Below are 24,561 nucleotides of genomic sequence, written 5' to 3'. Positions count from 1 at the left end.
TTTATATATTTTAAAATGTATAGCTAATACTCGCTTTTGCAAAAAATGGTGTTCCTGGTGTAAAATGAATTTCTTCTACTGAATTAGGTTCATTTTGTAATCTAGATTCTGTTGCAAATTGAGTTTCATTCCAAGAAACATCAAAAATATTTTCTATTGCAATACCTAAAGTAATATCGTTCATTTTATAATTGATGTTAAAATCTGCTATAAAATAACCTTCTGCAACAATCGAATTATCTTCATTTGCAGGTCTATCGTCTATATATCTATATTGTAAACCTCCAGAAAAATTACCTAAATTAGAAACAGACAAACCACCAACCATTGTAAAATCTGGTGCTAAAGGAATGTAATCTTCTCCACTAATGTTTTCTAAACTTCTTGCTTTTGTATAATTTAAATCTGTATTAAAATACAACCAATCTGTAAATTGATATCTAACACCAAGATCAAATCCAAAACGCTCAGATTCACCAGAAGGTTCTACAATACCAGCATCACCAACATAAACAAACTCTTCTTCAGATAATAAATACCAAACTGCTGTACTTAAAACCATGTTTTTAGTAGGTTTCCAGATATTACCAAAATCTAAACCATAAGCCTTAGGTAATATTTTATCTGCATTTTGTTGTAAAACCACCCTTGTATCATTAGAATGGAAACCAATACCAGATTTTATAAACCATTGTAAATTATCGTTTTGTGAATATAAAAAATTCAACTTTGGGGTCGCAATTATTTTACTTTTAGTTAAGGTTTCAAAATTTGTTTTTAAAGCATCATTATAAATAAATTTAAAATAATCTAAACGAACTGCTGGCGAAATTTTAAATTTCCCTAATTCAAATTCAGAATTAAAAAACGCATACATATTTGTTTGTTTTACGTCTCCTAATTGTATTCTTTCAATAACTTCTTTTCTGTTTTTTGTGTGTGAAAGTTCGATATCATTTATTAAATCATAACGAAAACCTGCTCCTTTTGTAAATTTAGCCTCTACATCTCCAAATTCTTTATTTGAAATTATTTGTGCATTTGCTCCAAAAATATCTCTATTTTCAAATTGTTTAATTTGATCTCCGTTAATAGGATCTTCTAAAAAGAATGTAAAATTAGAAAACAATTCAAAATTATACTTAGAATAAAAAACATTGGTTTTTAATATTGATTCTTCTGATAATGTTTTATTTAATTGAATATTAAAATTTGTTCTAGAAGTAGTCCCTCCTTCTGTATCATCTATTGCTCCAAATCTATTTATATTCCCGTTTTTAACCTCTCTTTCTGGTATTTGTCCGGATGCGTCCCAACTACTTGTAAAATGCGATGCTGTTAAACTAACTCTATCTGTTCCATTAATAAAAGTATTATACTTACCAAAAAGGTTTACTCTATTAAAGTTTTGAGGAGACTCGAAAGGACCGTCATTAGAAATATATTCTATAGCAACATAGGCGTCTTCATCTTTCTTGTTTTCTAAAAGATTAAACATACCCAACGTTCTTAAAGAGTTAAATTGCCCTACTTCTAAAGAAACTTTGTTTTTCTGAATACTGTTTTTAGTCGAAAAATTAACATAACCAGCTGTATTAAAATCACCTTGATTTGAATAATAAGGTCCTTTACCAAAATCTATTTTTTGAATAGTTTCTGGAATCATAAAGTGCAAATCGCTATATCCTTGCCCATGTGCATGAGAAACCATATTAATAGGCATTCCGTCTACAGAAAGCGTAATATCTGTACCGTGATCTATATCGAAACCACGTAAAAATATCTGTTCTGCTTTACCGCCTCCTGCATGTTGTCCAATAATTAAACCAGGTACTTTTCTTAAAATTTCTTGAGAATTATTAACAGGATTCACCTGTAAATCTATCTTAGAAATTGTTTGCAAAGCATTTATTTCTTTACGTAAAACAAGTTCTTCTAATTGAAATATCTTAGTTTCTAAGAGAATTACAAAGTCTTTAAAATTAGCTTTAGTAAGAATAATTTCTTGCTTTTGAAACCCCAAAATACCTATTTGAATTGTATTTCCTATTTTTGAATTGGCGACTTTAAAATTTCCATTTAAATCTGTGTGAGTATGCGAATTAGAACTTACATTAAAAACATATGCGTTTTCAATTGGTCTATTAAATACATCTAAAACACGTCCTTTAAAATCCTGACTAGACGTTTGTAAACTAGCTACAAAAAGAATAAATAGTATGAATTTATTTTTCATTTTTATTTTTTTTGGAGAATTTAAATATTTTTAATTTCACTTTCTGTTAAAGGCCCTAATTCATATATACTTTCAATTAAATCTTCTTTTAATTTAATAGCATCTTCTATTCTACCATTTGCTTTTAAAATATAAGCAGTATGTAATAATGCTTCAGGTTCAAAGGTTTTGTTAATTACATGTTTTTTAGAAATTTCTAAAGCCTTTTCTTTTTGTCCGTTTTTTAAATATGACCAAGCTAATAAATCATAAGACTGTGCTGTTGGTCTTTCAGAAACTTCTTGTGCTGCAATTTCTAAAGCTTTAGAACTTTTAGTAGCGTCATCTGCATATAGTAAAACATCATATTTATGATACATTACTCCGTAATTTTTATCAGAAACTTTTACTAAATATTTCTTTATTTCTTTTTCTTTTTCTTCTAAATTCCCCATAAACTCTAAAATCTCTGCTTTTAACAAATGGTAATCTGGTGCTTTATTCTCTTTTGTTACTGTTTCTAAAATTCTTAATGCTTCTTGTGGGTTTCTTTCATAAGAATACACAATCCAAGCAATTCCTTTTTTTGCATAACTATCGTTAGCATTTAATTTTAAGGCTTTTATATATGAATTATAAGAATCTTTAATTCTACCTGCATGTCCGTAATAATCTGCAAGATTTGTATAATTCCATTGAATTAAAGTCTTATTATTAGAAGATTTTGCAATTTCTAAAGAAGCCTCTAAGTACTCTATAGCTTTATTTAAGTTGCCAATATGATCATTATATTTAGAAATTCTAAGTAAATAATCGAAGCTTTTAAAATTCTTAACTTTAGATAAATATTTTTCTGTTTCTTCTAAATTTCCTAGTTCTAGATTTACATCAATTAACATAAATTGTGTTTGTTGTAAGTCTTGCCCGTTAATCTCTGCTTTTTTAAGTAATTTTAGCGATTCTTTAAATCTATGTTGAGAGATATAATTTCTAGATAAACTTCTTAAATAACCAGCGTTATTATAACTTGTTTTCTCATTTGCTAATACTAAGTTATGTTCTGCTTCTTTAAGTGATTCTATTTCTCCCGTAAGTTTAAAAATAGCATTATTTGCAGATGCTAATTTTACGTAATAAGGATATTGATTTGGTGTTTTCTCTAATTTTTGCTTCCAAAAATTAAAATCTTTTTGAATATTTTCTAAAGATGTATTTTCTGAACTTATTAAAAATTCGTTATAATCTTTAGTGTTTGTTATTTGTTTGTTTGTTGATGTTTTGCAACTTGTTGCGATAGAAAAAGTTACAAATAATAAAAATAGTTGGAAATATTTCATTGCTTGTATTTTAAGATGGTTAAATAACTGACGTATCTTTTAAAAAAAATACGTCAGAAAAAATAAAAAGGAAAATAGTATTAAACACTGGCATAAATTCCCCCAAAAATATGCCAGGTTTAAAAAACTTCTACCAAGGTGAAGCTAAATAAGGAAAGCTTGTTAAAAACTCTTTATCATTTGCATCTACATTATCATTAGATAAAGTTGGGTTTTCAGTAAAGTCTTCTCCACCAAAAATTAACAACAATTCTACTGTAATAACATCATCTGTTAAAGCTCTACCAGTTAATACATTTGTACCGTCATAGAAAGTTGTTGTGCCATCTAAAGAAACATTTAATACATCTGTTGCTAGTAAACCTGTAAAAGAAGCAGCATCTAAACCTAAAGCATTTTTGTCACCCGCATTTGCATAAGCAGGACTTAAACCTGTTAAATTTGCTTCGAACATTGCTTGAAACTTAGCGTTTTGTTCTGAAGGAATTGTACTATTAAATTCATCTTTACTAGAAGAAGAAACAAATACAGTATTTACTGCTGGTCTTCCCATTTGATCTTTTTGCACATAAGTTCCAGAAAAATCTGTTGTTATTGAAGCAATATCGTTGTCATTATCGTTACAACTTACCAATACTATTGAAGACATTAATAACGCTGCTGTATATTTTATAAAATTTGTTTTCATGATATTTTGTTTTAAAGTTTGTTAATTATTGTTTTACTTTTGCTTCTACCCAAGTATTAATTGTACCAGAAGTACCAACTAAACTTTTAGGAACTTCTACAACTATAGATAATACATTAGAACCTGCAAATGTATCTGCTCCAGGATTATTAAAACCAGGTGCTGTTCCTCCAACAACTTCTCCATATCTAGCAAAGTCCATAAAGAAAGGATCATCTCTTGGTCCTGCAAACATTTTCATTCCAGAATTATTAGTTCCTATAACAGCATTTGAACCATAAGCAGTAATTGCAACTTCTCCTTTTATAGAAGACATCGTAGAAATATTACTATTTTTCCCTGTAGATAATGGCCCTATTGGTCCAAAGAAATACATCTTACCATCTTTTGGTATTGCTTGAATAACTAAATCTTCTACATTATCTCCATCTGTATCAATATTAAATTCGACTAATACATTTTCATCGAAAACAGTTGTACTTGTTGCAGTAGGACTTAATAAACCTTGCACATTAGCAACAAAAACCAAATTATCTGTATCTTCTGCTTGAAAAGCATAAAAATCTGTAATGTCTGCAGAAGTTCCTGCTGCTGCTGGAGCATCTATATGATCTGCTGCTACTGTAATTAAACCGATAATTCCAAGAATTACAGTTCCTAATAAAATTTTACTTTTTTTCATTTTGTGAGTTTTTAGTTTATATTTAATTGAATCTCACACATACTTACGAGAAGATTTAAAGTACGGTTTTAAAAAAGGTTGTTTTTTTTTGATTTTATTTTAAAACCCTTGTAAATACTGATAAAATTGAATGAAAAATTTTTAAAACAAATAAAAAATTGTAGTATTGTAATAGAAAAACAAGCTAAATTTTGAGTGATTCTATAAAAAAACCTTCTTGGAAAGAAAAACTTCATGAAATTATCTATGAAGCAGATACTAAACAAGGTAAATTCTTTGACGTAATTTTACTAATAGCAATTCTAGCAAGTATATTGTTAGTAATGCTAGAAAGTGTAGAAAGCTTTGATAATGAATACCATACTTTATTAAATATAGGAGAATGGATTATTACCATCTTTTTCTCTATTGAATACGTTCTTCGTATTGTCTCTATAAAAAAACCTTTTAAATATATTTTTAGTTTCTACGGCATAATAGATTTGCTATCTACAATTCCTAAGTATCTTTCATTTATATTAATAGGTTCTCATAACCTTGTTGCACTTAGAGCTTTAAGACTATTAAGAGTCTTTAGAATCTTAAAATTAGGGCGTTATGTTGGTGCTTCTAACAAATTACTATTAGCACTAAATGCAAGTAAGGCTAAAATTGCAGTCTTCTTATTTTTTGTTTCAATTGTTTGCGTTATTTTAGGAACTGTAATGTACATGATAGAAGGTGCAGAAAACGGGTTTACAAACATCCCTAAAAGTATTTATTGGGCAATTGTAACTTTAACGACTGTTGGTTTTGGTGACATTGCGCCACAAACACCTTTAGGGCAATTAATAGCAAGTGTAATAATGATTTTAGGGTATTCTATTATTGCTATACCTACTGGTATTGTAAGTTCTGAAATGACAAAAACAGATGCAGAAATAGACACAAACACCCAATCTTGCCCAACTTGCTTAAAAGAAAAACATACAAAAGGTGCTACTTTTTGTCATAACTGCGGAAGTATTTTAAACTAAATGAAGAATTCTAAAAACACCTTAATTACCATAGTTGGTCCTACTGCTATTGGTAAAACAGCCTTAAGTATAAAATTAGCCAACGCTTTTAATGCAAGTATTATTTCTTGCGATTCTAGACAGTTTTTTAAGGAAATGACAATAGGAACCGCAGTTCCAGAACCAGAAGAACTAGCTGCTGCTAAACATTATTTTATTCAAAATAGAAGTATTTTTGAAGCTTATAATGTTGGCGAATTTGAAAGAGATGCTTTAGAAAAACTAGAAGAACTCTTTACAGAAAACCCTGTTCAAATAATGGTTGGTGGTAGCGGTTTATATGTAGATGCTGTTTTAAAGGGTTTAGATTATTTTCCGGATGTTGATGCTAAAATAAGAGAAGAACTAACTTTAAAGCTAGAAAAAGAAGGAATTGAAGTTCTTCAAGAACAATTAAAAAAGTTAGATTTAGAGACTTATAATACAATTGCAATAGACAATCCGCATAGAATTATGAGAGCTTTAGAAGTTTGTATTAGTTCTGGTATTCCTTATTCAACATTTAAAAATAAACCTAAAAAACCAAGAAATTTTAATGTAATAAAAGTTGGTTTAAACGCAGATAGAGAAATTATTTACAACCGTATTAACCAACGTGTAGATATAATGATTGCTAATGGTTTGCTAGAAGAAGCTAAAAGCCTTTATACTCATAAAACATTAAATGCGCTGCAAACTGTTGGTTACAGAGAGTTATTTTCTTTTTTCGACACTATATTTACTAAAGAATTTGCTATTTCAGAAATTAAAAAAAATACAAGGCGTTTTGCTAAAAGACAACTAACTTGGTTTAAAAGAGATGAGGAAACTTTATGGTTCGATTATTTAACTGCTTTCGAAACCATTAAAAATACAATCAGTAAAAAAATAAATTAAGATGAAGGATAAATTTTCTACCTTATTAAGTAAAGTTTATAATTTAAAAAATAAGATAGCTTTCTTTCCTTCTATTATAGCCTTGGCTGGTGTTATTTTTGCTTATATAATGATGTTTGCAGAAAACCAAGGTATTTCTGCTTACTTACAAGAGTTTCTGCCAGAATTAGTAATTAATGATGAAGAAACGGCTAGAACAATTTTAGCTACTTTTATTGCAGGCTTAACCTCTATAATGGTTTTTAGTTTCTCTATGGTTATGATTTTATTAAACCAAGCTTCTAGCAACTTCTCACCAAGATTATTACCCGGTTTAATTTCTAATCGAAGACATCAAATAGTTTTAGGAATTTATTTATTCACTATAATTTATTGCATTTTTATATTAGTTTTTATAGAACCCAAAGGGCAAGCGTACCAACTTCCTGGTTTTTCGGTTTTACTTTCTATTGTTTTTATGATTAGCTCATTGGCTTCTTTTATCTACTTTATTCACTCTATATCACAAGAAATTCAAATAAATAATATTTTACTGAAGATTTATGTGTCTGCAGAAAAAAAATTAGTACAATTAATTAATGATGAAGAAAAAGCAAATAACGAAGTAATTGACACCAAAAAATGGGTTCATCATAATACAAAATGTACTGGCTATTTTAAATTATTATCTTTAGATAACTTGATAGATTTAGCACATAAAAATAATTTTAAATTAGAGGTATTAGCAGATAAAGGTTCTTATTGCAGCGAAGATGCTGTTTTATTTAAAACCAATATTGCAGTTAATAAAGATCTTTTAGATAAAATACATGCAAACTTTAGTTTTTCTAAAGGACAATTAATAGATGATAATTATTTACTTGCTTTTAAGCAAATTACAGAAGTAGCTGTAAAATCTATGTCGCCAGGAATAAATGACCCAGGAACAGCAATAAATGCTATCGATTATCTTTCTGAATTATTAATACTTAGAGTTCAGAAAAAAAATATTGAGGTTACACAAAAAGACAATGTTACCTTGGTACTTGTAAATTTTTTAAAGTTTGAAGATTTATTATACCCTATTATGGCGTCTTTAAGAACTTATTGCTCGCATGATATTGTTATTGTTTTAAAACTTTTAACTTGTTTAAAAAACGTAGAAAAGAAATCTAAATTTGAAGAATACAATACAATTATTAACACAGAAATCAGTAATTTATTAGCTGATGCAAATACAAACATTACTAATATTGAAGATTTAAAAAGATTAGAAAACATGAATTCTATGAAGTAAATAAGGAGTTAACCTTGTTATTAAAATAGAAATTTCATTAAACAAATCGCTTTTATATCTTTGTCTCACTAAATTTAAATTATGAAATTAAAAATTACAGTATTATTTATTGCTTTTGTTAGCACATTATCTATTGCACAAACAAAAGTTGGTACCATTGATAGTGAATATATTATCAACTATATGCCAGAAACGAAAGTGGTTATTAAAATGACCCAAAAATATGGTGCAAAATTAGACTCTTCGTTTAGTATTAAAGTTGATGATTTTAAAGCTAAGCTAGATGATTACAAGAGTAAAGAAAATGCAATGGGAGATTTAGAGAAAAAAACTATTCAGGCAGAATTAGGTGCTATAGATCAAGACATAAAAAAGTATCAAAAAAACGGAAATACTTTAATGGGTTTAAAAAGAGACGAATTAATGCGTCCTTTATACAAGAAATTAAACAATGCTATTGAAGCTGTTTCTAAAGCAAATGGATATACTCAAATATTAACTACAACAGGTAATCAGTTTGCTTATATGGATAATAAATTTGATATTACAGATTTAGTAATTAAAAAATTAGGGATTACAATTCCTGAACCAAAAAAGTAAATTACAAATAACAACATAAAAAAAGCCTTACATTAAATGTAAGGCTTTTTTTATGTTTAGAAAGTTAATTAGTTATTCAAATTCTTTCATTTCTTCATCATAAAACACACCTGCTTTATCCATTAAATCTGCTAACTCTGTAGCAATATCTTCTTCATTTTCTCCTGTTAAATCTTCAAACCATTCTATTTCATCATCTTTTAGATTAATCATAAAACGAGGAAATTCTGTATGCAATACAAAAATATCTTCTGGAGATTTACTGTTGTCTGCTAATAAAAATTTTGGTAATTCCATTGTATAATAAAGTTCTTTGTTTTTTTTTATTTAAAAATGTTATTCAGTAATAAAGGAAAACAACTAAATAAAAAGTTTTTAATTTATTTTTTTAATTTATTCTTGCTAATACGTTTTGCTCTAATGTAAAGAATTAATACCACTAAAATTGCTGTTGCAGCACCAATTAATAGCATACTTCTATTCGATAATGTAATTTCTAAAAAAGTCATAGTTTTTTGTTTTTTAATATTTCACTAAAAAAGTTATTCCTTTTAAACAATATGTTTAAGATTGTTTTCTTTCTCTTTAATGAGCTTTAAAGTTAAGGAATTAAATCGAATGAATAATAAAACTGAAGCTGTTGTTAAACCTGCTAACAAACCTAGCCAAATACCAAAACTACCATACATTTCTTCTTTTCCGAAATAATAAGAAACAGGAAAACCAACAACCCAATAAGAAACAAAGGTTAAAATAGTTGGTACTTTTACATCTTGTAAACCTCTTAGAGCTCCTAACATTACTACTTGTATACTATCTGAAATTTGAAAGAAAGCTGCAGCTAATAATAAGTTTCCTGCAATCGTCATCACTTCCATATTATCTTTATAATTTGCTGTATCACTTAAATCTACATATAAGTTTGGTAGACTTTTATGGAAAATAAAAAATAACAAAGCAAAGAAAACAGCTAATAGAATACCTAATAAAAAGATAGAAAAAGCTATTCTACGTAATTCTTTATAATTTTGTAATCCTTTTTGGTTTCCTACCCTAATCATAGAAGCAACACTTAAACCCATGGCAACCATAAATGTCATAGAAGACAAGTTTAATGCTATTTGGTTTGCTGCTTGCGGATTTTTACCTAACAAACCACTTAACCAAATTGCTGAAGTAAAAATAGCTACTTCAAAAAACATTTGCATCGCACTTAAAGAACCTAAATTTACAATTCTTTTAATCATTAGAAAATCTAAAACAAAGAACTTTATATTTTTAACAATAGCACTAGAACGTTCTTTATAACGTAACAATGCCCACAGATAAATTACCATTACAACTCTAGAAACCAATGTACCATAAGCAGCACCAACCATTCCCATTTCTGGAAAACCAAATTTCCCGAAAATTAAAAGGTAATTTAAAATTACGTTTATAATATTTGCTATTAAGGTAGCATACATTGGGTATTTCGTCATCGACATTCCATCACTAAACTGCTTAATCGCTTGAAAAATTATTAACGGAATTAATGAAAAGGCAACCAAATCTAAATACGGAATTGCCAATTCGACCACTTCCTCTGGTTGTTGCATTAAATACATTAATGGTTTAGAAAAGAAAACCAATAAAAACAATAAAATACCTAAAGCTGTACACAAAAACAACCCATGTTTATAAGTAGATTTAGCTTGTTCAAAATTATTTGAAGAATCTGCTTCTGCTATTAATGGTGTAATTGCTGTAGAAAAACCTATACCAATAGACATTGCAATAAACATAAAACTGTTACCTAAAGATACAGCTGCTAATTCTGCCGTACCCAATTGACCAACCATAATATTATCTATAAAACTTACAAATGTATGTCCTAACATTCCTAACATTACAGGCGCAGCAAGTTTCCAATTGTATTTAAATTCAGATGTATATTGTGCTATATTCACTTATAATTTCTTTTAAAGACTGCAAAAATACAATTAGTAATTAGATAAGTTAATAGCTATTCTGTAAAATAAAAGTACAAAAAAAGCCACTCGTTTAAAAGTGACTTTTTAATTACAATAATTATTGTTTTTTCTACATTGCTGGCTTTGGTAACAAAACAGCATCTATTACATGAATAACACCATTAGATTGGTTTACATTAGCAATTGTAACTTTTGCTTTACCTCCATTTTCATCAGAAATATAAACCTCTTTTCCTTTCATCCAAGCAGTAATAACACCACCACTTACTGTTTTAATTACTGCTTTTCCATTTCCTTTTTTTATCAACTTAACAAGATCTTTTGCATTCCATTTACCAGCAACAACATGGTATTTTAAAATTGATTGTAATTTCATCTTATTTTCTTCCATTAATAGAGTACTTACTGTTCCTTCAGGCAACATATCGAAAGCCTTATTGGTTGGAGCAAAAACTGTAAAAGGACCTTCACTAGATAAAACACTTACTAAATCTGCTGCCTTTACTGCAGCTACCAAAGTTGTATGGTCTTTAGAGTTTATTGCATTTTCTACAATGTTTTTAGAGGGATACATTTCTGCGCCACCAACCATTTTAGTTTTTTGAGCAAAAAAAGACTGACCTAAAAATAATGCAAATACGAATACTGATGTTTTAATAAAATTTGATTTCTTCATAATATATAATTTTAATGATTATTAATTTTGTTTCAACCACACTTACGCAATTTTTTAAGTCTTGGTTTTATGAAATCATTAAAAAAATATATTTTAGAAAAAAATAAACTAATTATTTCTTATGATTAAGAGTTTATAATTACTCAAATAATTTAATTATTCTTACTTTTGATTTTTAATTAAAACTAAATAAAATGGCAAATATAACTTTAAAAGGAAATGCAATAAATACAATAGGAAATTTACCAGAAGTTGGTTCTAAAGCTTCTAATTTCTCATTAACAACAGTAGAATTAGGTAACAAATCTTTATCAGATTTTTCTGGTAAAAAAGTAATCTTAAACATTTTTCCATCTGTAGATACAGGAACTTGTGCTACATCTGTAAGAGAGTTTAACAAAAAAGCTTCTGAATTAGAAAACACAGTTGTTCTTTGTATTTCTAAAGATTTGCCTTTTGCTCAAGCTCGTTTTTGTGGTGCTGAAGGAATAGATAACGTAATTATGCTGTCTGATTTTGCAACAGGAAGTTTTGGTAAAGATTATAACTTAGATATTTCTAACGGACCACTAGCCCACTTGCACTCTAGAGCTGTTATTGTTTTAGATGAAAAAGGAACAGTTACTTATACAGAACAAGTTTCAGACATAGTTAATGAACCTAATTATGAAGCTGCATTAAAAGCTATCTAATTACATGAAAAACCCAAATGACAGTTTTGTTAGAGGAAGAATACGCAGTTTAAAGTTTGCTTTTAGAGGAACTTGGTTGCTATTAACTACAGAAGATAGTATTAAAGTACAAGTTGGTGTTGCAGTTATTGCAACAATTTTAGGCTTTTACTTTAATATTTCTAATGTAGAATGGATGCTTCAATTTTTAGCAATAGGAATGGTTTTGGTTGCAGAATCATTAAATACTGCTGTAGAAAAAGTTGCAGATTTTGTGCACCCAGATTTTCATGTAAAAATAGGTTTTATAAAAGACATTGCTGCTGGTGCACCAACATTTGCAGGAATAATCTCTTTAATAATTGCTGGCATCATTTACATTCCAAAAATCAATTTACTATTTTAGCGTAACTTACTTTAAAAACACGATACATACTTAATGGCTAAAAGAAAACCTAGCACAAAAAAGACTACAGAAACATCTGAAATTAAACCAAGTATTTTTGCTTTTTTAAAAACAAAACAAGCACAAACAATTTTTGGCATTTTTCTAATGTTGTTTTCACTTTTTTTATGCATCGCATTTATTTCTTTCTTTTTTAATTGGCAAGAAGATCAAAGTACACTAGATCAATTATCTAACAGAGCCGTAAAAAGCAATAATTTATTAGGAAAAATAGGCGCTAATTTAAGTCACTTTTTTATTTATAAAGGTTTTGGTATTGCAGCATTTGTAATCTCATTTCAATTATTTTTAACAGGACTAAATGTTTTATTACAAAGAAAATTATCTAAAATAATTATTTCTTGGAATTGGGGCTTAATAGCCATGGTTCTAGTTTCTATAACTTTAGGTTTTTTACATCAAAAATTTGCTTTACTTTCTGGTATTGTTGGCTTCGAAATTAACAGTTACTTGCAAGATTTTATAGGAAAAACAGGCCTTTCTATATTATTAGTCTTTTTATTTTTAGCATACATTGTTATTCGTTATAAAGTAACTTTCGATTTATTTATAGAACAAATAAGACAAAAAAGAGCAGCAAGATTAGAAAAAGAAGATGCAGAACCTTTATTAGAGACAGAAGAAGACACTACTTTAGAAGAAATTAAAAAGGTTGTTGCAACAAAAACTGTCTTAGAAAAAACTTCTGAAACAATTTCTTTAACTTCAGATAAAAAAGAGAAATCAGAATTTGAAAAATCTGTAGTAAACTTAAAACCTACAATTTCTAAACATTCAGACACAACAACTAAAAAAGAAGAGATTAAATTAACTGTTGAAGATAAAATAACACCTGTTTTAAAAACAGAAGTGTTGGTTGAAGAGGAAAAAGAAGTAGAAATTGATGTAGAGGAAATTGAAGAAGAAAAAAGTGTAGCAGAAAATTTATCAGATAAATTAGTAAAAGATTTTGGTGAATTTGATCCTACCTTAGAATTGGCTAATTTTAAGTTTCCTACCTTCAATTTATTAAAACAATACAACGAAACAATTTCTATAGACCCAGAAGAATTAGAGGCAAATAAAGATAGAATTGTAGAGACTTTAAAAAATTACAAAATTGGTATTGCAGAAATTAAAGCAACTGTAGGACCAACAATTACTTTGTATGAAATTGTACCAGAAGCAGGAATTAGAATCTCTAAAATTAAAAATCTAGAAGATGATATTGCACTTTCTTTGTCTGCTTTAGGAATTAGAATTATTGCACCAATTCCTGGAAAAGGAACCATTGGTATTGAAGTGCCAAATAAAAAATCTACTATTGTTTCTATGCATTCTGTTATTTCTTCAAAGAAATTTCAAGAATCGGATATGGAATTACCAATTGCTTTGGGAAAAACCATTTCTAATGAAACATTTGTAGTTGATCTTGCTAAAATGCCTCACTTATTAATGGCTGGAGCAACAGGACAAGGTAAATCTGTTGGTTTAAATGCAGTTTTAACATCACTATTATATAAAAAACATCCTGCTGAAGTAAAATTCATATTAGTAGATCCTAAGAAAGTAGAATTAACATTATTTAATAAAATTGAACGTCATTATTTAGCAAAATTACCAGACGTAGAAGAAGCAATTATTACAGATACAACAAAGGTTGTACATACTTTAAATTCTCTTTGTATAGAAATGGACAACCGTTACGATTTGCTTAAAGCCGCAATGGTTCGTAATATAAAGGAATACAATACTAAATTTAAAGCACGTAAATTAAATCCTAATGACGGGCATCAATTTTTACCATATATTGTTTTAGTTATTGATGAATTTGCAGATTTAATAATGACAGCTGGTAAAGAAGTAGAAACACCAATTGCACGTTTAGCACAACTTGCCAGAGCTATTGGTATTCACTTAATAGTAGCAACACAAAGACCTTCTGTAAATGTAATTACAGGTATAATTAAAGCCAATTTCCCTGCAAGAATTGCATTTAGAGTTACTTCTAAAATAGATTCTAGAACAATTTTAGATGCAGGTGGAGCAGATCAATTAATTGGTCGTGGAGATTTACTTTATACTGCAGGTAATAATTTAAATAGAATACAATGTGCGTTTGTAGATACACCAGAAGTTGAAAAAATTACAGACTTTATTGGTTCTCAAAAAGCGTATGCAGAAGCTTATTTATTACCAGAATATGTAGATGATGAAAGTGGCACAACTATTGATATTGACATTGCAGATAGAGACAAACTCTTTAGAGATGCTGCAGAAATAATTGTTACAGCTCAACAAGGTTCTGCTTCTTTATTGCAAAGAAAATTGAAATTAGGATACAATAGAGCTGGTAGATTAATAGATCAGTTAGAAGCTGCAGGTATTGTTGGTGGTTTTGAAGGTAGTAAAGCAAGACAGGTTTTAGTGCCAGATTTTGTAGCTTTAGATCAATTATTAGAAAACGAAAAAAAAGTATAATCTCTTTTAAATAAGAGTTGACAAGTATTAAATTATGAAGAAAATAGGAATCTTATTTTTAAGTCTTTTTATAACTACAATGGCATTTTCACAAAGTGATGCTAAAGCAAAATCTTTATTAGACGAAGTATCTACTAAAATGGGTGCTTATAAAAACATGTACATTGGTTTTAGCCAAACTCTAAGTAATGAAGATGCTGGTATAAAAGAAGGAGATGAACCACCAATTAGAGGTGAAATTAACTTACAAGGAGAAAAATACAGTCTAAATTATTTAGGAAATCAGTTTATTTATGATGGTAAAAAATTATACGTAATTAATCATGATGAAAAAGAAATATCTGTTTCAGACAGCGATTTAAGTGGTGATGATGGTTTTATTTATCCATCTAAACTATTAACCTTTTATAAAGAAGGATATAACTTAGAAATGGGAGATTTAAAGAATATTAAAGGTAGAAACATACAGTTTGTAACTTTAAACCCAATAGATAGTAATTCTGAAATTGTAAAGGTAGAATTAGGTATAGATGCAAAGACAAAGCATATTTACAAACTAATACAAACAGGTGCAAACGCATCTAAAACTACATTTACAATTACTAAATTTAAAAAGAATGAAGATTTATCTGCAAGTTTCTTCTCTTTTAATAAAGCAAAATATTTAAGTCAGAAATACACAATAGACTAATTTTTCAATTAACAGAAAATTAGTAGCATATTTATATTTAAGAAACTACTTTTGCTTCAATGAAAATTTTAGATAAATACATCTTAAAAACATTCCTTGTACCCTTTGCAGCTACATTTTTAATTGTTTTGTTTGTTTTGGTAATGCAGTTACTTTGGCAAACTTTTGAAAGTATAGCGGGTAAAGGTATTAGTGTAACTTTTATTTTAAAGTTTTTATACTATACATCTCTTAGTATAGTGCCACAAGCATTACCAATTGCAGTTTTACTATCATCTATTATGGCCTTAGGTGCTTTAGGTGAAAACTATGAGTTTGCAGCTGCTAAATCTGCAGGAATTTCATTACAACGTTTGGTAAGACCGCTTATATTTTTAACACTAATTTTAAGTGGTATCAATTTTATTTTTTTAAATAACATTTTTCCATATGCTATTTTTAAACAGCAAAATCTATACTACAATATAAAAAAGAAAAAACCAGCATTAGCTTTAGTTCCTGGGAGTTTTAATAGCGATTTACCTAATTATCAAATTAAGTTTGACGAAAAGTATGGTGAAGAAAAAAACCTATTAAAAAATGTATTAATTTATGATTTAAGTTCTAGACATGGAAACCAAAAAGTAATAACTGCAGATAGAGGAAAAATTATTTCTGAAGAAGGAAGTAGATACATGACCTTTATTCTTTACGATGGTTATTATTATGAAGATCACACGAAATCTACAACATCACGTTCTAAAAAAGATAAAATGCCTGCTTCACAAGCAACATTTAAAGAATATGAATTTAATATTGATATTTCTGATATTGTTGGTGATGGTGAATTAGACCAAGAAAGAATTAAGAATAATTTTAAGATGCTAAAATTAGAGCAGCTTAATGACACAATACCTGTTTTAAAAAATTCCTATAACGAACTACTTTTATCTAGAACAAAAAGTATATCATCTATAGCTAAATCGAATCAACTATACAAATATGCCGATTCTATAAAAGCAGAAAATATAGATGCTACAAATATATTAGCAAACTTTTCTCTAAAGGATAAGATTAGTATTTTAAATGGATCAAAATTAAAAATAAATAGTGCTGTTACTAATGTTAAGAACAATATAAAAAGTATTAAATGGAAAAGAAAGACATTAAACTTCTTCGATTCTGAATACTATGGTAGAATTGCATTATCTCTTTCTTGCTTAATTTTATTCTTTATAGGAGCTCCTTTAGGTTCTATTATTAGAAAAGGTGGTTTTGGTTTACCTATGATTCTAGCAATTGCTATTTACGTTCTTTATTTCTTCGGAAATACTATGGGAAAAAACCTAGCAGAAGAAAGTTCAATTTCTTCTTTATTAGGTTCTTGGATATCTGCATTGTTTATGATACCATTAGGTATATTCTTAACAAGAAGAGCAACAAAAGACAAAGGTTTATTTAATGTAGATGCAATTCTAAACCCAATTAAAAATTTCTTTTTAAAATTTAAGTCTAAAAAAGACATATAAAATTATGACCTCTTTATCAAACAAAAAAAATACACAACTTAACAATATTGCAGATGCAATTGAAGATGTAAGAAACGGAAAAGTAATTATTGTAGTTGACGATGAAAACAGAGAAAATGAAGGAGATTTTTTAGCTGCAGCTGAAAAAGCAACTCCAGAAATGATTAATTTTATGGCAACTCATGGCCGTGGATTAATATGTGCACCGTTAACCGAAAAACGTTGTAAGGAATTAGATTTAGGTATGATGGTTCACAACAACACAGATCCTATGGAAACTGCCTTTACCGTTTCTGTAGATTTACGTGGTAAAGGTGTAACTACAGGTATTTCTGCTGCAGACAGAGCATTAACAATGCAGGCTCTAGTAAATAAAGATACAAAACCTTTCGATTTAGCAAGACCAGGACATATTTTTCCTTTAAAAGCTAAAGAAGGTGGTGTTTTAAGAAGAACAGGTCATACAGAAGCTGCAATTGACTTTGCACGTTTAGCTGGTTTAGAACCTGCAGGAGTTATTGTAGAAATAATGAATGAAGATGGTACTATGGCTCGTCTACCACAACTTCTAGAAGTTGCAAAAAAGTTTGATATTAAAATAGTTTCTATAGAAGATTTAGTTGCTTATAGAATGGAGCATGATTCTTTAATTGAAAAGAAAGATGATTTTAATATAATTACTCGTTTTGGGGAATTTAGATTAAGAGCATACGAACAAACAACCAATAAACAAATTCATATTGCTTTAACAAAAGGTTCTTGGTCTAAAGAAGAAGGTATTTTAACACGTGTAAATTCTACTTTAGTAAATAATGATATTCTTGGTACGTTAACAAATAATGCAGACAAGAAATTAGATCAAATGTTTCAGGTTATTAATGATGAAGGAAAAGGTGCAATTCTTTTTGTTAATCAAGAAAACCAATCTCAAAACTTATTACAGAGATTAAGTATTCTAAAAGAAAATCAAGAACATGGAGAAATAAAAGCACCAGAAATTAAATTAGATAATAAAGATTTTGGTATTGGTGCTCAAATTTTACACGATTTAAATATTAGTAAATTAAAATTAATTACAAATTCTCAACAAACCAAAAGAGTTGGTATTATTGGTTATGGTTTAGAAATTGTAGATTATGTAACTTATTAATTATACTTTATATTAGTCTATTAATAGCTATCTTTTTCTTTGTTCGGTATTTTAACGGAACAAAGAAAAGAAGCTTTAGGCAACAAAAATCTACTTACTTTAAACGTAAGTTTTAACAGTTTACTACTTCTCCACTTTCTAACTCAATTGGCTGTGTATTCTGTTTAAATAATCTTGCAGTAAATTTACCTTGAAGCGTTATTTTATCTCCTTCTACAGATAACCAACTTCCTTCTCGCAAACCTAAAACAGCTGTATCATTAAAAACATGAAATTCTTTTATTCGAGTTTCTCTAGTTTCTCCCATATGTTTAGAGCCATCAATAGGATCTAAATAATGCGCATTTATATTAAAAGGAATACATCCTAAAGTTGTAAAACTTGGCGGATATACAATTGGCATATCATTCGTATTCATCATATTCACTCCACAAATATTACTCCCTGCACTTGTGCCTAAATAAGGAGTTCCTATCTCTAAAACATCTTTTAAAACGGTTAGAATATCATTTTTATATATTTGATTTACCAACTCAAATGTATTTCCACCACCGGTAAAAATTGCTTCAGCATTTAAAATAGCTTCTTTTGCATCTTCATACTCATGAATTCCTTTTACATCAATATTTATTTTTGTAAAAGCTTTCTTTGCTATGCTTGTATAGGCATCATAAGAAATACCACCTGGTCTTGCATAAGGTATAAAAAGAAGTGTCTTTACATCTTTAAAATGCTCTTGTAAAATTGGTAATAAATACTCTAAATAACCGCTTCCAAAAACCGTTGAAGTACTAGCAATAATCATTTTTTTCATACCTCAAAAATACTAAAATTGTTTTACAAAATTCACTTTAACAAAATTTTACAATACTGTTAATACATTTTTAAGAAGCACTTTGTATTTCTTTGTAACATGAGATATTTAATACTCTTAATACTACTTCTTTCATTTAGTAAATCGATACTATCTCAAGAAAAAAGAAAATTAATAAATGGTGAAGTAAAGCTAGATAGTTTACCTATTTATGATGTTCATATTGTTAATTTAAAAACTAAAATAGGAACCATATCTAATAGTTTGGGTGAATTTGATTTACCCATAAAAATAGGCGACAGCATTTCTATATCTCACCTAAACCTTCAAAATAAAATAATAACAATTACTAAAAAGCATTTGGTTTCTTTAAAACTAACAATTGTTTTAAAAGAACAAACAACAACTCTTAAAGAGTTTACCTTAGAAAAAGGAAGAAGTATCTTCGAAGAAGATAAAGATATCTTTACTTATAGCGGTCCGCCTGTAAATGCGAATACCTTAAACCTACCGTATGCAAATACAAAAGCCAAAGTAGATAAAACAATTTTTAAACTGAGTTCTGGTGCTGTTGTTAGCTTAGATAATTTAATGGGTTTTCTTAACGGAAGTAACAAAAGAGAAAAGGTTTTAAAGAAAATAAGGTTAGAAGATGACCGTCTATTAAAGATTAGAAAATACTTTACAGACGATTTTTTTATTACAGATTTACAGATTCAAGAAGCGCATATAAATTCATTTTTAAATTCCTGTATGAAACGAAATATTATATACCTTTTTAATAAAAAAGATAATTTAACTTTAACAACTGTTTTACTAAGCGAAAGTAGATCTTTTCCGCAAAAAGAGAACTCTGTTATAAAGCTTGCTTTAAAAAAGAACTGATTTTAACAACATTTTACAATTCTGTTAATAGAGTTTTAAGAAGTGGTTCTGTTTTCTTTGTAAAAAATCAACCGCATGAAAAAAACATTACTTATTATTCTTTTTATTATTTCTTTCTCTTCATATTCACAAAAAAAAAGTTTTTTCTTCGGAAAAATTATCGATTCTAGTTTAGTTGTAAAAGACGCACACATTATTAATATAAAAACAAATAAAGGTACTTTTTCTAATGATAATGGTGTTTTTAAAATTTCTGCAAATGAAAACGATAGCTTACAAATAACTTCTATAGGTTATAAAACTAGGTTTATAAAGGTAAAATCGTTTCATCTTAGAGAAAAAGAGAATCTAATTTTTATAAAAGAACAAACATATAATTTAAAAGAAATTGTTTTAAAAAGAACAGAATTAACTGGTTCTCTATCTTTAGACATTAAAAAAACACCTAAAAATTATAAAGAAGAAGCTGTAGAAAAACTGTTATTAGATCTTAAAAACATGGATTATTCTGCAATTTCTAAAATGCCTCTTAATGCTAAAGAAATGCATTTAACAAAACCTACTGCTACAAACTTACCTGGTACATTTGTTGGTTTGGGTATTTCTATTGGAGGTAAATCTTCTATAAATGAACAAAAACCGTCTTTAAACAAATTAGAAGAAGAGCAAGAAGTTGCTATTAAAATATACAGTTTATTAGGTGAAAACTTCTTTTTAAAAGAACTAAAAATACCCAAAGAAAAATACAATAACTTTCTAATTTATTGTTCTTTTAAAGGAACTACAGAACTTTATAAAAACAACAATATCTTAAAACTTATAAAAGTATTAAAAGAAGAAAGTATTGGCTACCTTAAATTGTAAACATCTTTTAACACAAGTTTATCAAATAATATGGTAATTTTAAAAAATCTAATTCCGAAATTTGTAGGTAACAACCTTAACTGTATGATAAAAAAAATACTTTTATTAATCCTTTTTAGTACTGCCACATTTACTAGCTTTACGCAAGAAAGTAGGGCTTTAGTTAGTGGTAAAATAACAGATTCTTTAAATACGGTTAAGAATGCGAATATTATCAATATAAAAACGAATCAAGGTACATTTTCATCTGACAATGGTGAGTTTAGAATTTTTGTAAAAGATGGCGATTCCTTAAGAATATCTTCTATACAACACATTACAAAGTTTATTCTTATAAAAAGAAAAGATATAAATAATAAAGTTTTAAATATAAAATTAGCTTACAATACTGTTGTTTTAGATACTTTCGAGCTAAAAAGACACAATTTATCTGGTAGATTAGGTATAGATTCTAAAAATGTACCAAATAATAAAAAAGATTCTCTGCTAAGAAATCTTATGGATTTTTCTGATATTGATATGACGGTTGTTGCACCAGATGACCATATAGACAAAATGAAACCACCTATAGTTAATACAGATCCAACAGCTAGATTTGCTGGTGCAGGTGGCGCTTTTTCAATGCCTTTTAAAGATTCTGAACGTTTATGGGCTTTAAGAAAAAAGTTAGCTAGAAAAAAAGCCTTTCCATATAAAATATTATCCGAATTAGGTGAAAAGTTCTTTTTTGAAAAGCTAAAAATACCTGTAGATAATTATTTTCATTTCCTAGAATATTGCAATCCCCTTGGTATAGAAAATTTACATAAAGACAAAAAGATTTTAGATATTATTAAAATTTTTCAATCTGAAAGTAAAACATACTTAGAAATTATAAAAAATGAGTAATTTGGCTCAGTAATTGTTTTTACAACTATATGAAATTTAAAAAAACCTATTTATTACTTTTAGTAATACCACTTCTCTCCTTCTCTGCTCATAAATACTATTTGAGCTTAACACAGATAAAGTTTAAGGAAGAAACAAAATCTGTACAGATAATTATAAATGTTTTTATAGATGATATTGAAACCGCTTTAAATAAAGATTATAATATAGATTTACAGCTTACAACAACTAAAGAATTAAAAGATAATGATGTTTATTTTGAGAAGTATTTAAGAAATAAACTTCAATTTAAAATTAATAATTCTGCCCAAGAATATAACTACATTGGTAAAGAATATGAAGGCGATTTAGTTTATTTTTATTTAGAAATAGAAAACATTGCACAAATTTCTTCTATAGAAGTTTCTAATAAAATACTAATGAAACACTTTCCACAACAAGAAAACTTAATAAAATCTAAAGTGGGTAAAAAGAATAAAAGCGTTTTACTTTCTAAAGATAATTATAAAGAAACATTAACTTATTAAAATTAATACTAACCAATACAAACTTCAAAATATGAAAAAATTAGGTGTACTAATCCTTTCAATGCTATTTGTAACCATTGCAACTTTTGGTCAACAAACCAAAACAAAACAAGGGCATACAAATGAAAACAAATTTAAGCAACTAAAAGAGCTGTTGCCAACACCAAATTTACAAAGAACTGCTTCTGGTGCGCCAGGTTTAAAATACACGCAGCAGAAAGTAGATTATAATATGGATATTGTTCTAGATGATGAAAATACTAGAATATACGGTAATGAAACAATTACATATCACAACAATTCTGATGATACCTTAGAATATTTATGGGTACAATTAGACCAAAACATGAGAGCTGCAGACTCTAAAACACCAGACATTCAATCTAGTAGAATACCTAATAAAACATCTAAAACAAGATTTAATAAATCTTATATGGATGCTGCTTTTGATGGTGGTTTTAAAATTGAAAGTGTTAAAAATATAGACGATAGTAATTTATCTTATACTGTTAACCAAACAATGATGCGTATTAATTTAGCGCAACCTTTGGCTTCTGGAGAAAAGTTTCAATTCAAAATAAAATGGTGGTATAATATTAACAACCACAGAACAGATGGTGGTAGATCTGGTTACGAGCATTTTCCTAAAGATGGAAACAACAACTATGTAATTGCGCAGTTTTACCCAAGATTATGTGTCTATGATAATGTAGAAGGTTGGCAAAATGATCAGTTTTGGGGAAGAAGTGAATTTGCTTTAGAATTTGGAGATTTTACAGTAAATATTACTACACCAGAAGATCATATGTTAGGTGCAACAGGAGTTTTAAAAAATGAACGTGAAGTTTTAACTAAAAACGAGTTAAAAAGATTAGAAAAAGCTAAGACAACTTTCGATAACCCTGTTGTTATTAGAACACAAGATGAAGCAGTAAAAATTGAAAAAAGTAAATCTAAGAAAACAAAAACTTGGAAATTTTACGCAGAAAATGTGCGTGATTATGCATTTGCAACATCAAGAAAATTTATTTGGGATGCAATGGCTGTAGATATTAATGGTAAAACTGTAATGGCATATTCTTTATATTCTAAAGAAGCGAATCCTTTATATGGCGATCACTCTACAAGAGCAGTTGCACAAACTTTAAAAACATATTCTAGATATACGTTCGATTACCCTTACCACAAAGCAATTTCTGTAGACGGTCAAATGGGTATGGAATATCCTCAGATTTGTTTTAATCCTGGAAGACCAAATGCAGATGGTACGTATTCTGATAGAGTAAAATATAGAATGATAAAAGTAACCATTCATGAAGTTGGACATAACTTTTTTCCAATGATTGTAAATTCTGATGAAAGACAATGGACTTGGATGGATGAAGGTTTAAACTCTTACATGGAAATGTTAGCAGAATTAGATTATGACAAAGATTTTCCTATAACAAGAGGATATCCAAAAAATATTGTTGGGTATATGTCTGGCGATCAATCTAGAATTGCACCAATAATGTCTAAAGGAGACAACGTATATAGTTTTGGTAACAATGCTTACGGTAAACCTGCAACTGCTTTATGGATTTTAAGAGAAACAATAATGGGTAAAGAATTATTTGACCATGCTTTTAAAACATATTCTAAAAGATGGAAATTTAAACACCCATCTCCTGCAGATTTCTTTAGAACAATGGAAGATGCTTCTGGTATAGATTTAGATTGGTTTTGGAGAGGTTGGTTTTACTCTACAGATGTAACAGATATTGGTATTGAAGGTGTTAGAAAATTTTATGCAACAGACAACAATAAAGAAACTATAGATTTTATTGAAGACAAAAGTGCTGGTTTAAAAATTACAAAACCTAAATCTTCTAATTCTAAATATTTCTATGAAATTACATTTAACAAACCAGGTGGTTTGGTAATGCCTATTATTGTAGAATATACGTATGATGACGGTTCAAAAGAGAAAAAAACATATCCTGCTCAAATTTGGAGATATAATGACCAACAAGTTACAAAAGCAGTACATTCAGACAAGCAGATAACTAAAATTGTAATAGATCCAGATTTAGAAACTGCAGATGTAGACGTGTCTAACAATAGTTTTCCTAAAGAAAAGAAAGACAAATTTAGCAAGTTTAAAACAAAAATGAAAAACTAAATTTTAGTTTTCAATTTTTTATAAAGCGATGTAAATTAATTTTTACATCGCTTTTTTATATAAAGATTTGTTAAAATTTTAACAACAATTAACAAAAC

Annotated in this window: 24 protein-coding genes; 15 read left to right on the top strand and 9 right to left on the bottom strand. The window is 28.2% G+C overall.

All coding sequences use genetic code 11. The features are described from left to right. Positions 1-10: 10 nt before the first annotated feature. The 4 genes from SHK09_RS03425 to SHK09_RS03410 form a co-directional block, all read right to left on the bottom strand. Positions 11-2,236, bottom strand: a complete 2,226-nt coding sequence (locus SHK09_RS03425) for a TonB-dependent receptor (protein WP_319809380.1) — start codon at positions 2,234-2,236, stop codon at positions 11-13. A gap of 20 nt (positions 2,237-2,256) precedes the next feature. Continuing rightward, positions 2,257-3,552: a cell surface protein gene (locus SHK09_RS03420; protein ID WP_319809379.1), complete on the bottom strand. Its 1,296-nt coding sequence runs from the start codon at positions 3,550-3,552 to the stop codon at positions 2,257-2,259. 130 nt (positions 3,553-3,682) lie between these two features. Beyond that, entirely contained in the window at positions 3,683-4,240 is a 558-nt protein-coding gene (locus tag SHK09_RS03415; protein ID WP_319809378.1) for a DUF4331 family protein, read from the bottom strand. A gap of 25 nt (positions 4,241-4,265) precedes the next feature. Continuing rightward, positions 4,266-4,922: a DUF4331 family protein gene (locus SHK09_RS03410; RefSeq protein WP_319809377.1), complete on the bottom strand. Its 657-nt coding sequence runs from the start codon at positions 4,920-4,922 to the stop codon at positions 4,266-4,268. 191 nt (positions 4,923-5,113) lie between these two features. Here SHK09_RS03410 and SHK09_RS03405 point away from each other — a divergent pair, with 191 nt between their 5' ends. The 4 genes from SHK09_RS03405 to SHK09_RS03390 all read left to right on the top strand — a co-directional run bounded on the left by SHK09_RS03405 (position 5,114) and on the right by SHK09_RS03390 (position 8,729). Then, complete coding sequence (locus tag SHK09_RS03405) at positions 5,114-5,938, top strand: ion transporter (RefSeq protein ID WP_319809376.1); 825 nt, start codon at positions 5,114-5,116, stop codon at positions 5,936-5,938. Then, positions 5,939-6,853, top strand: a complete 915-nt coding sequence (miaA, locus tag SHK09_RS03400; RefSeq protein ID WP_319809375.1) for a tRNA (adenosine(37)-N6)-dimethylallyltransferase MiaA — start codon at positions 5,939-5,941, stop codon at positions 6,851-6,853. It abuts the gene before it with no gap. Between the two features lies 1 nt (position 6,854). Next, complete coding sequence (locus SHK09_RS03395) at positions 6,855-8,129, top strand: DUF2254 domain-containing protein (RefSeq protein ID WP_319809374.1); 1,275 nt, start codon at positions 6,855-6,857, stop codon at positions 8,127-8,129. A gap of 81 nt (positions 8,130-8,210) precedes the next feature. Next, positions 8,211-8,729 (top strand): OmpH family outer membrane protein, encoded by a 519-nt coding sequence (locus SHK09_RS03390; RefSeq protein ID WP_319809373.1) that lies wholly within the window; start codon positions 8,211-8,213, stop codon positions 8,727-8,729. A gap of 72 nt (positions 8,730-8,801) precedes the next feature. On the opposite strand, the gene SHK09_RS03385 is transcribed toward SHK09_RS03390, so the two are convergent. The 4 genes from SHK09_RS03385 to SHK09_RS03370 form a co-directional block, all read right to left on the bottom strand. Further along, positions 8,802-9,026 (bottom strand): hypothetical protein, encoded by a 225-nt coding sequence (locus tag SHK09_RS03385; protein ID WP_319809372.1) that lies wholly within the window; start codon positions 9,024-9,026, stop codon positions 8,802-8,804. Between the two features lie 83 nt (positions 9,027-9,109). After that, complete coding sequence (locus SHK09_RS03380) at positions 9,110-9,238, bottom strand: hypothetical protein (protein ID WP_319809371.1); 129 nt, start codon at positions 9,236-9,238, stop codon at positions 9,110-9,112. Between the two features lie 42 nt (positions 9,239-9,280). After that, entirely contained in the window at positions 9,281-10,678 is a 1,398-nt protein-coding gene (locus tag SHK09_RS03375) for an MATE family efflux transporter (RefSeq protein ID WP_319809370.1), read from the bottom strand. Positions 10,679-10,811: 133 nt separating this feature from the next. Next, a complete protein-coding gene (locus tag SHK09_RS03370; RefSeq protein ID WP_319809369.1) occupies positions 10,812-11,378 on the bottom strand; it encodes a fasciclin domain-containing protein in 567 nt (188 codons plus the stop codon). Positions 11,379-11,572: 194 nt separating this feature from the next. Here SHK09_RS03370 and tpx point away from each other — a divergent pair, with 194 nt between their 5' ends. From tpx to ribB, 6 genes are read left to right on the top strand one after another with little or no spacing between them, the layout of a single operon-like run. Then, a complete protein-coding gene (tpx, locus tag SHK09_RS03365; RefSeq protein ID WP_319809368.1) occupies positions 11,573-12,070 on the top strand; it encodes a thiol peroxidase in 498 nt (165 codons plus the stop codon). 4 nt (positions 12,071-12,074) lie between these two features. Next, positions 12,075-12,455, top strand: coding sequence for a diacylglycerol kinase family protein (locus SHK09_RS03360; protein ID WP_319809367.1), 381 nt, complete (start codon positions 12,075-12,077; stop codon positions 12,453-12,455). Positions 12,456-12,488: 33 nt separating this feature from the next. Further along, positions 12,489-14,975, top strand: a complete 2,487-nt coding sequence (locus SHK09_RS03355; protein WP_319809366.1) for a DNA translocase FtsK — start codon at positions 12,489-12,491, stop codon at positions 14,973-14,975. A 34-nt stretch (positions 14,976-15,009) separates the two neighbouring features. Beyond that, the gene (locus SHK09_RS03350) at positions 15,010-15,666 is read left to right on the top strand and encodes an outer membrane lipoprotein carrier protein LolA (protein WP_319809365.1); all 657 of its coding nucleotides are present in this window, start codon (positions 15,010-15,012) and stop codon (positions 15,664-15,666) included. A gap of 59 nt (positions 15,667-15,725) precedes the next feature. Next, entirely contained in the window at positions 15,726-17,174 is a 1,449-nt protein-coding gene (locus tag SHK09_RS03345; RefSeq protein ID WP_319809364.1) for an LptF/LptG family permease, read from the top strand. Between the two features lie 4 nt (positions 17,175-17,178). Beyond that, on the top strand, positions 17,179-18,324 hold the full coding sequence (gene ribB / locus SHK09_RS03340; RefSeq protein ID WP_319809363.1) for a 3,4-dihydroxy-2-butanone-4-phosphate synthase: 1,146 nt from the start codon (positions 17,179-17,181) through the stop codon (positions 18,322-18,324). 112 nt (positions 18,325-18,436) lie between these two features. On the opposite strand, the gene pepE is transcribed toward ribB, so the two are convergent. Further along, positions 18,437-19,138 carry a dipeptidase PepE gene (gene pepE / locus SHK09_RS03335; RefSeq protein WP_319809362.1) on the bottom strand — a complete coding sequence of 234 codons (702 nt, stop codon included), beginning with the start codon at positions 19,136-19,138 and terminating at the stop codon, positions 18,437-18,439. 99 nt (positions 19,139-19,237) lie between these two features. Here pepE and SHK09_RS03330 point away from each other — a divergent pair, with 99 nt between their 5' ends. The 5 genes from SHK09_RS03330 (at position 19,238) to SHK09_RS03310 (ending at position 24,463) form a co-directional block, all read left to right on the top strand. Further along, complete coding sequence (locus SHK09_RS03330; protein WP_319809361.1) at positions 19,238-20,023, top strand: hypothetical protein; 786 nt, start codon at positions 19,238-19,240, stop codon at positions 20,021-20,023. A gap of 75 nt (positions 20,024-20,098) precedes the next feature. After that, positions 20,099-20,887 (top strand): carboxypeptidase-like regulatory domain-containing protein, encoded by a 789-nt coding sequence (locus tag SHK09_RS03325; protein ID WP_319809360.1) that lies wholly within the window; start codon positions 20,099-20,101, stop codon positions 20,885-20,887. Between the two features lie 84 nt (positions 20,888-20,971). Further along, positions 20,972-21,775: a hypothetical protein gene (locus SHK09_RS03320; RefSeq protein WP_319809359.1), complete on the top strand. Its 804-nt coding sequence runs from the start codon at positions 20,972-20,974 to the stop codon at positions 21,773-21,775. Positions 21,776-21,804: 29 nt separating this feature from the next. Further along, positions 21,805-22,302, top strand: a complete 498-nt coding sequence (locus SHK09_RS03315) for a DUF6702 family protein (protein ID WP_319809358.1) — start codon at positions 21,805-21,807, stop codon at positions 22,300-22,302. 31 nt (positions 22,303-22,333) lie between these two features. After that, positions 22,334-24,463, top strand: coding sequence for a M1 family metallopeptidase (locus tag SHK09_RS03310; RefSeq protein ID WP_319809357.1), 2,130 nt, complete (start codon positions 22,334-22,336; stop codon positions 24,461-24,463). Positions 24,464-24,561: the final 98 nt, after the last annotated feature.

Origin of the sequence: Polaribacter sp. PL03, from assembly GCF_033875165.1 — a bacterium.
Taxonomy (GTDB): Bacteria; Bacteroidota; Bacteroidia; order Flavobacteriales; family Flavobacteriaceae; genus Polaribacter.
Note: the sequence above shows the minus strand (reverse complement) of the source record. Positions and strands in the feature narration are given on the sequence as shown.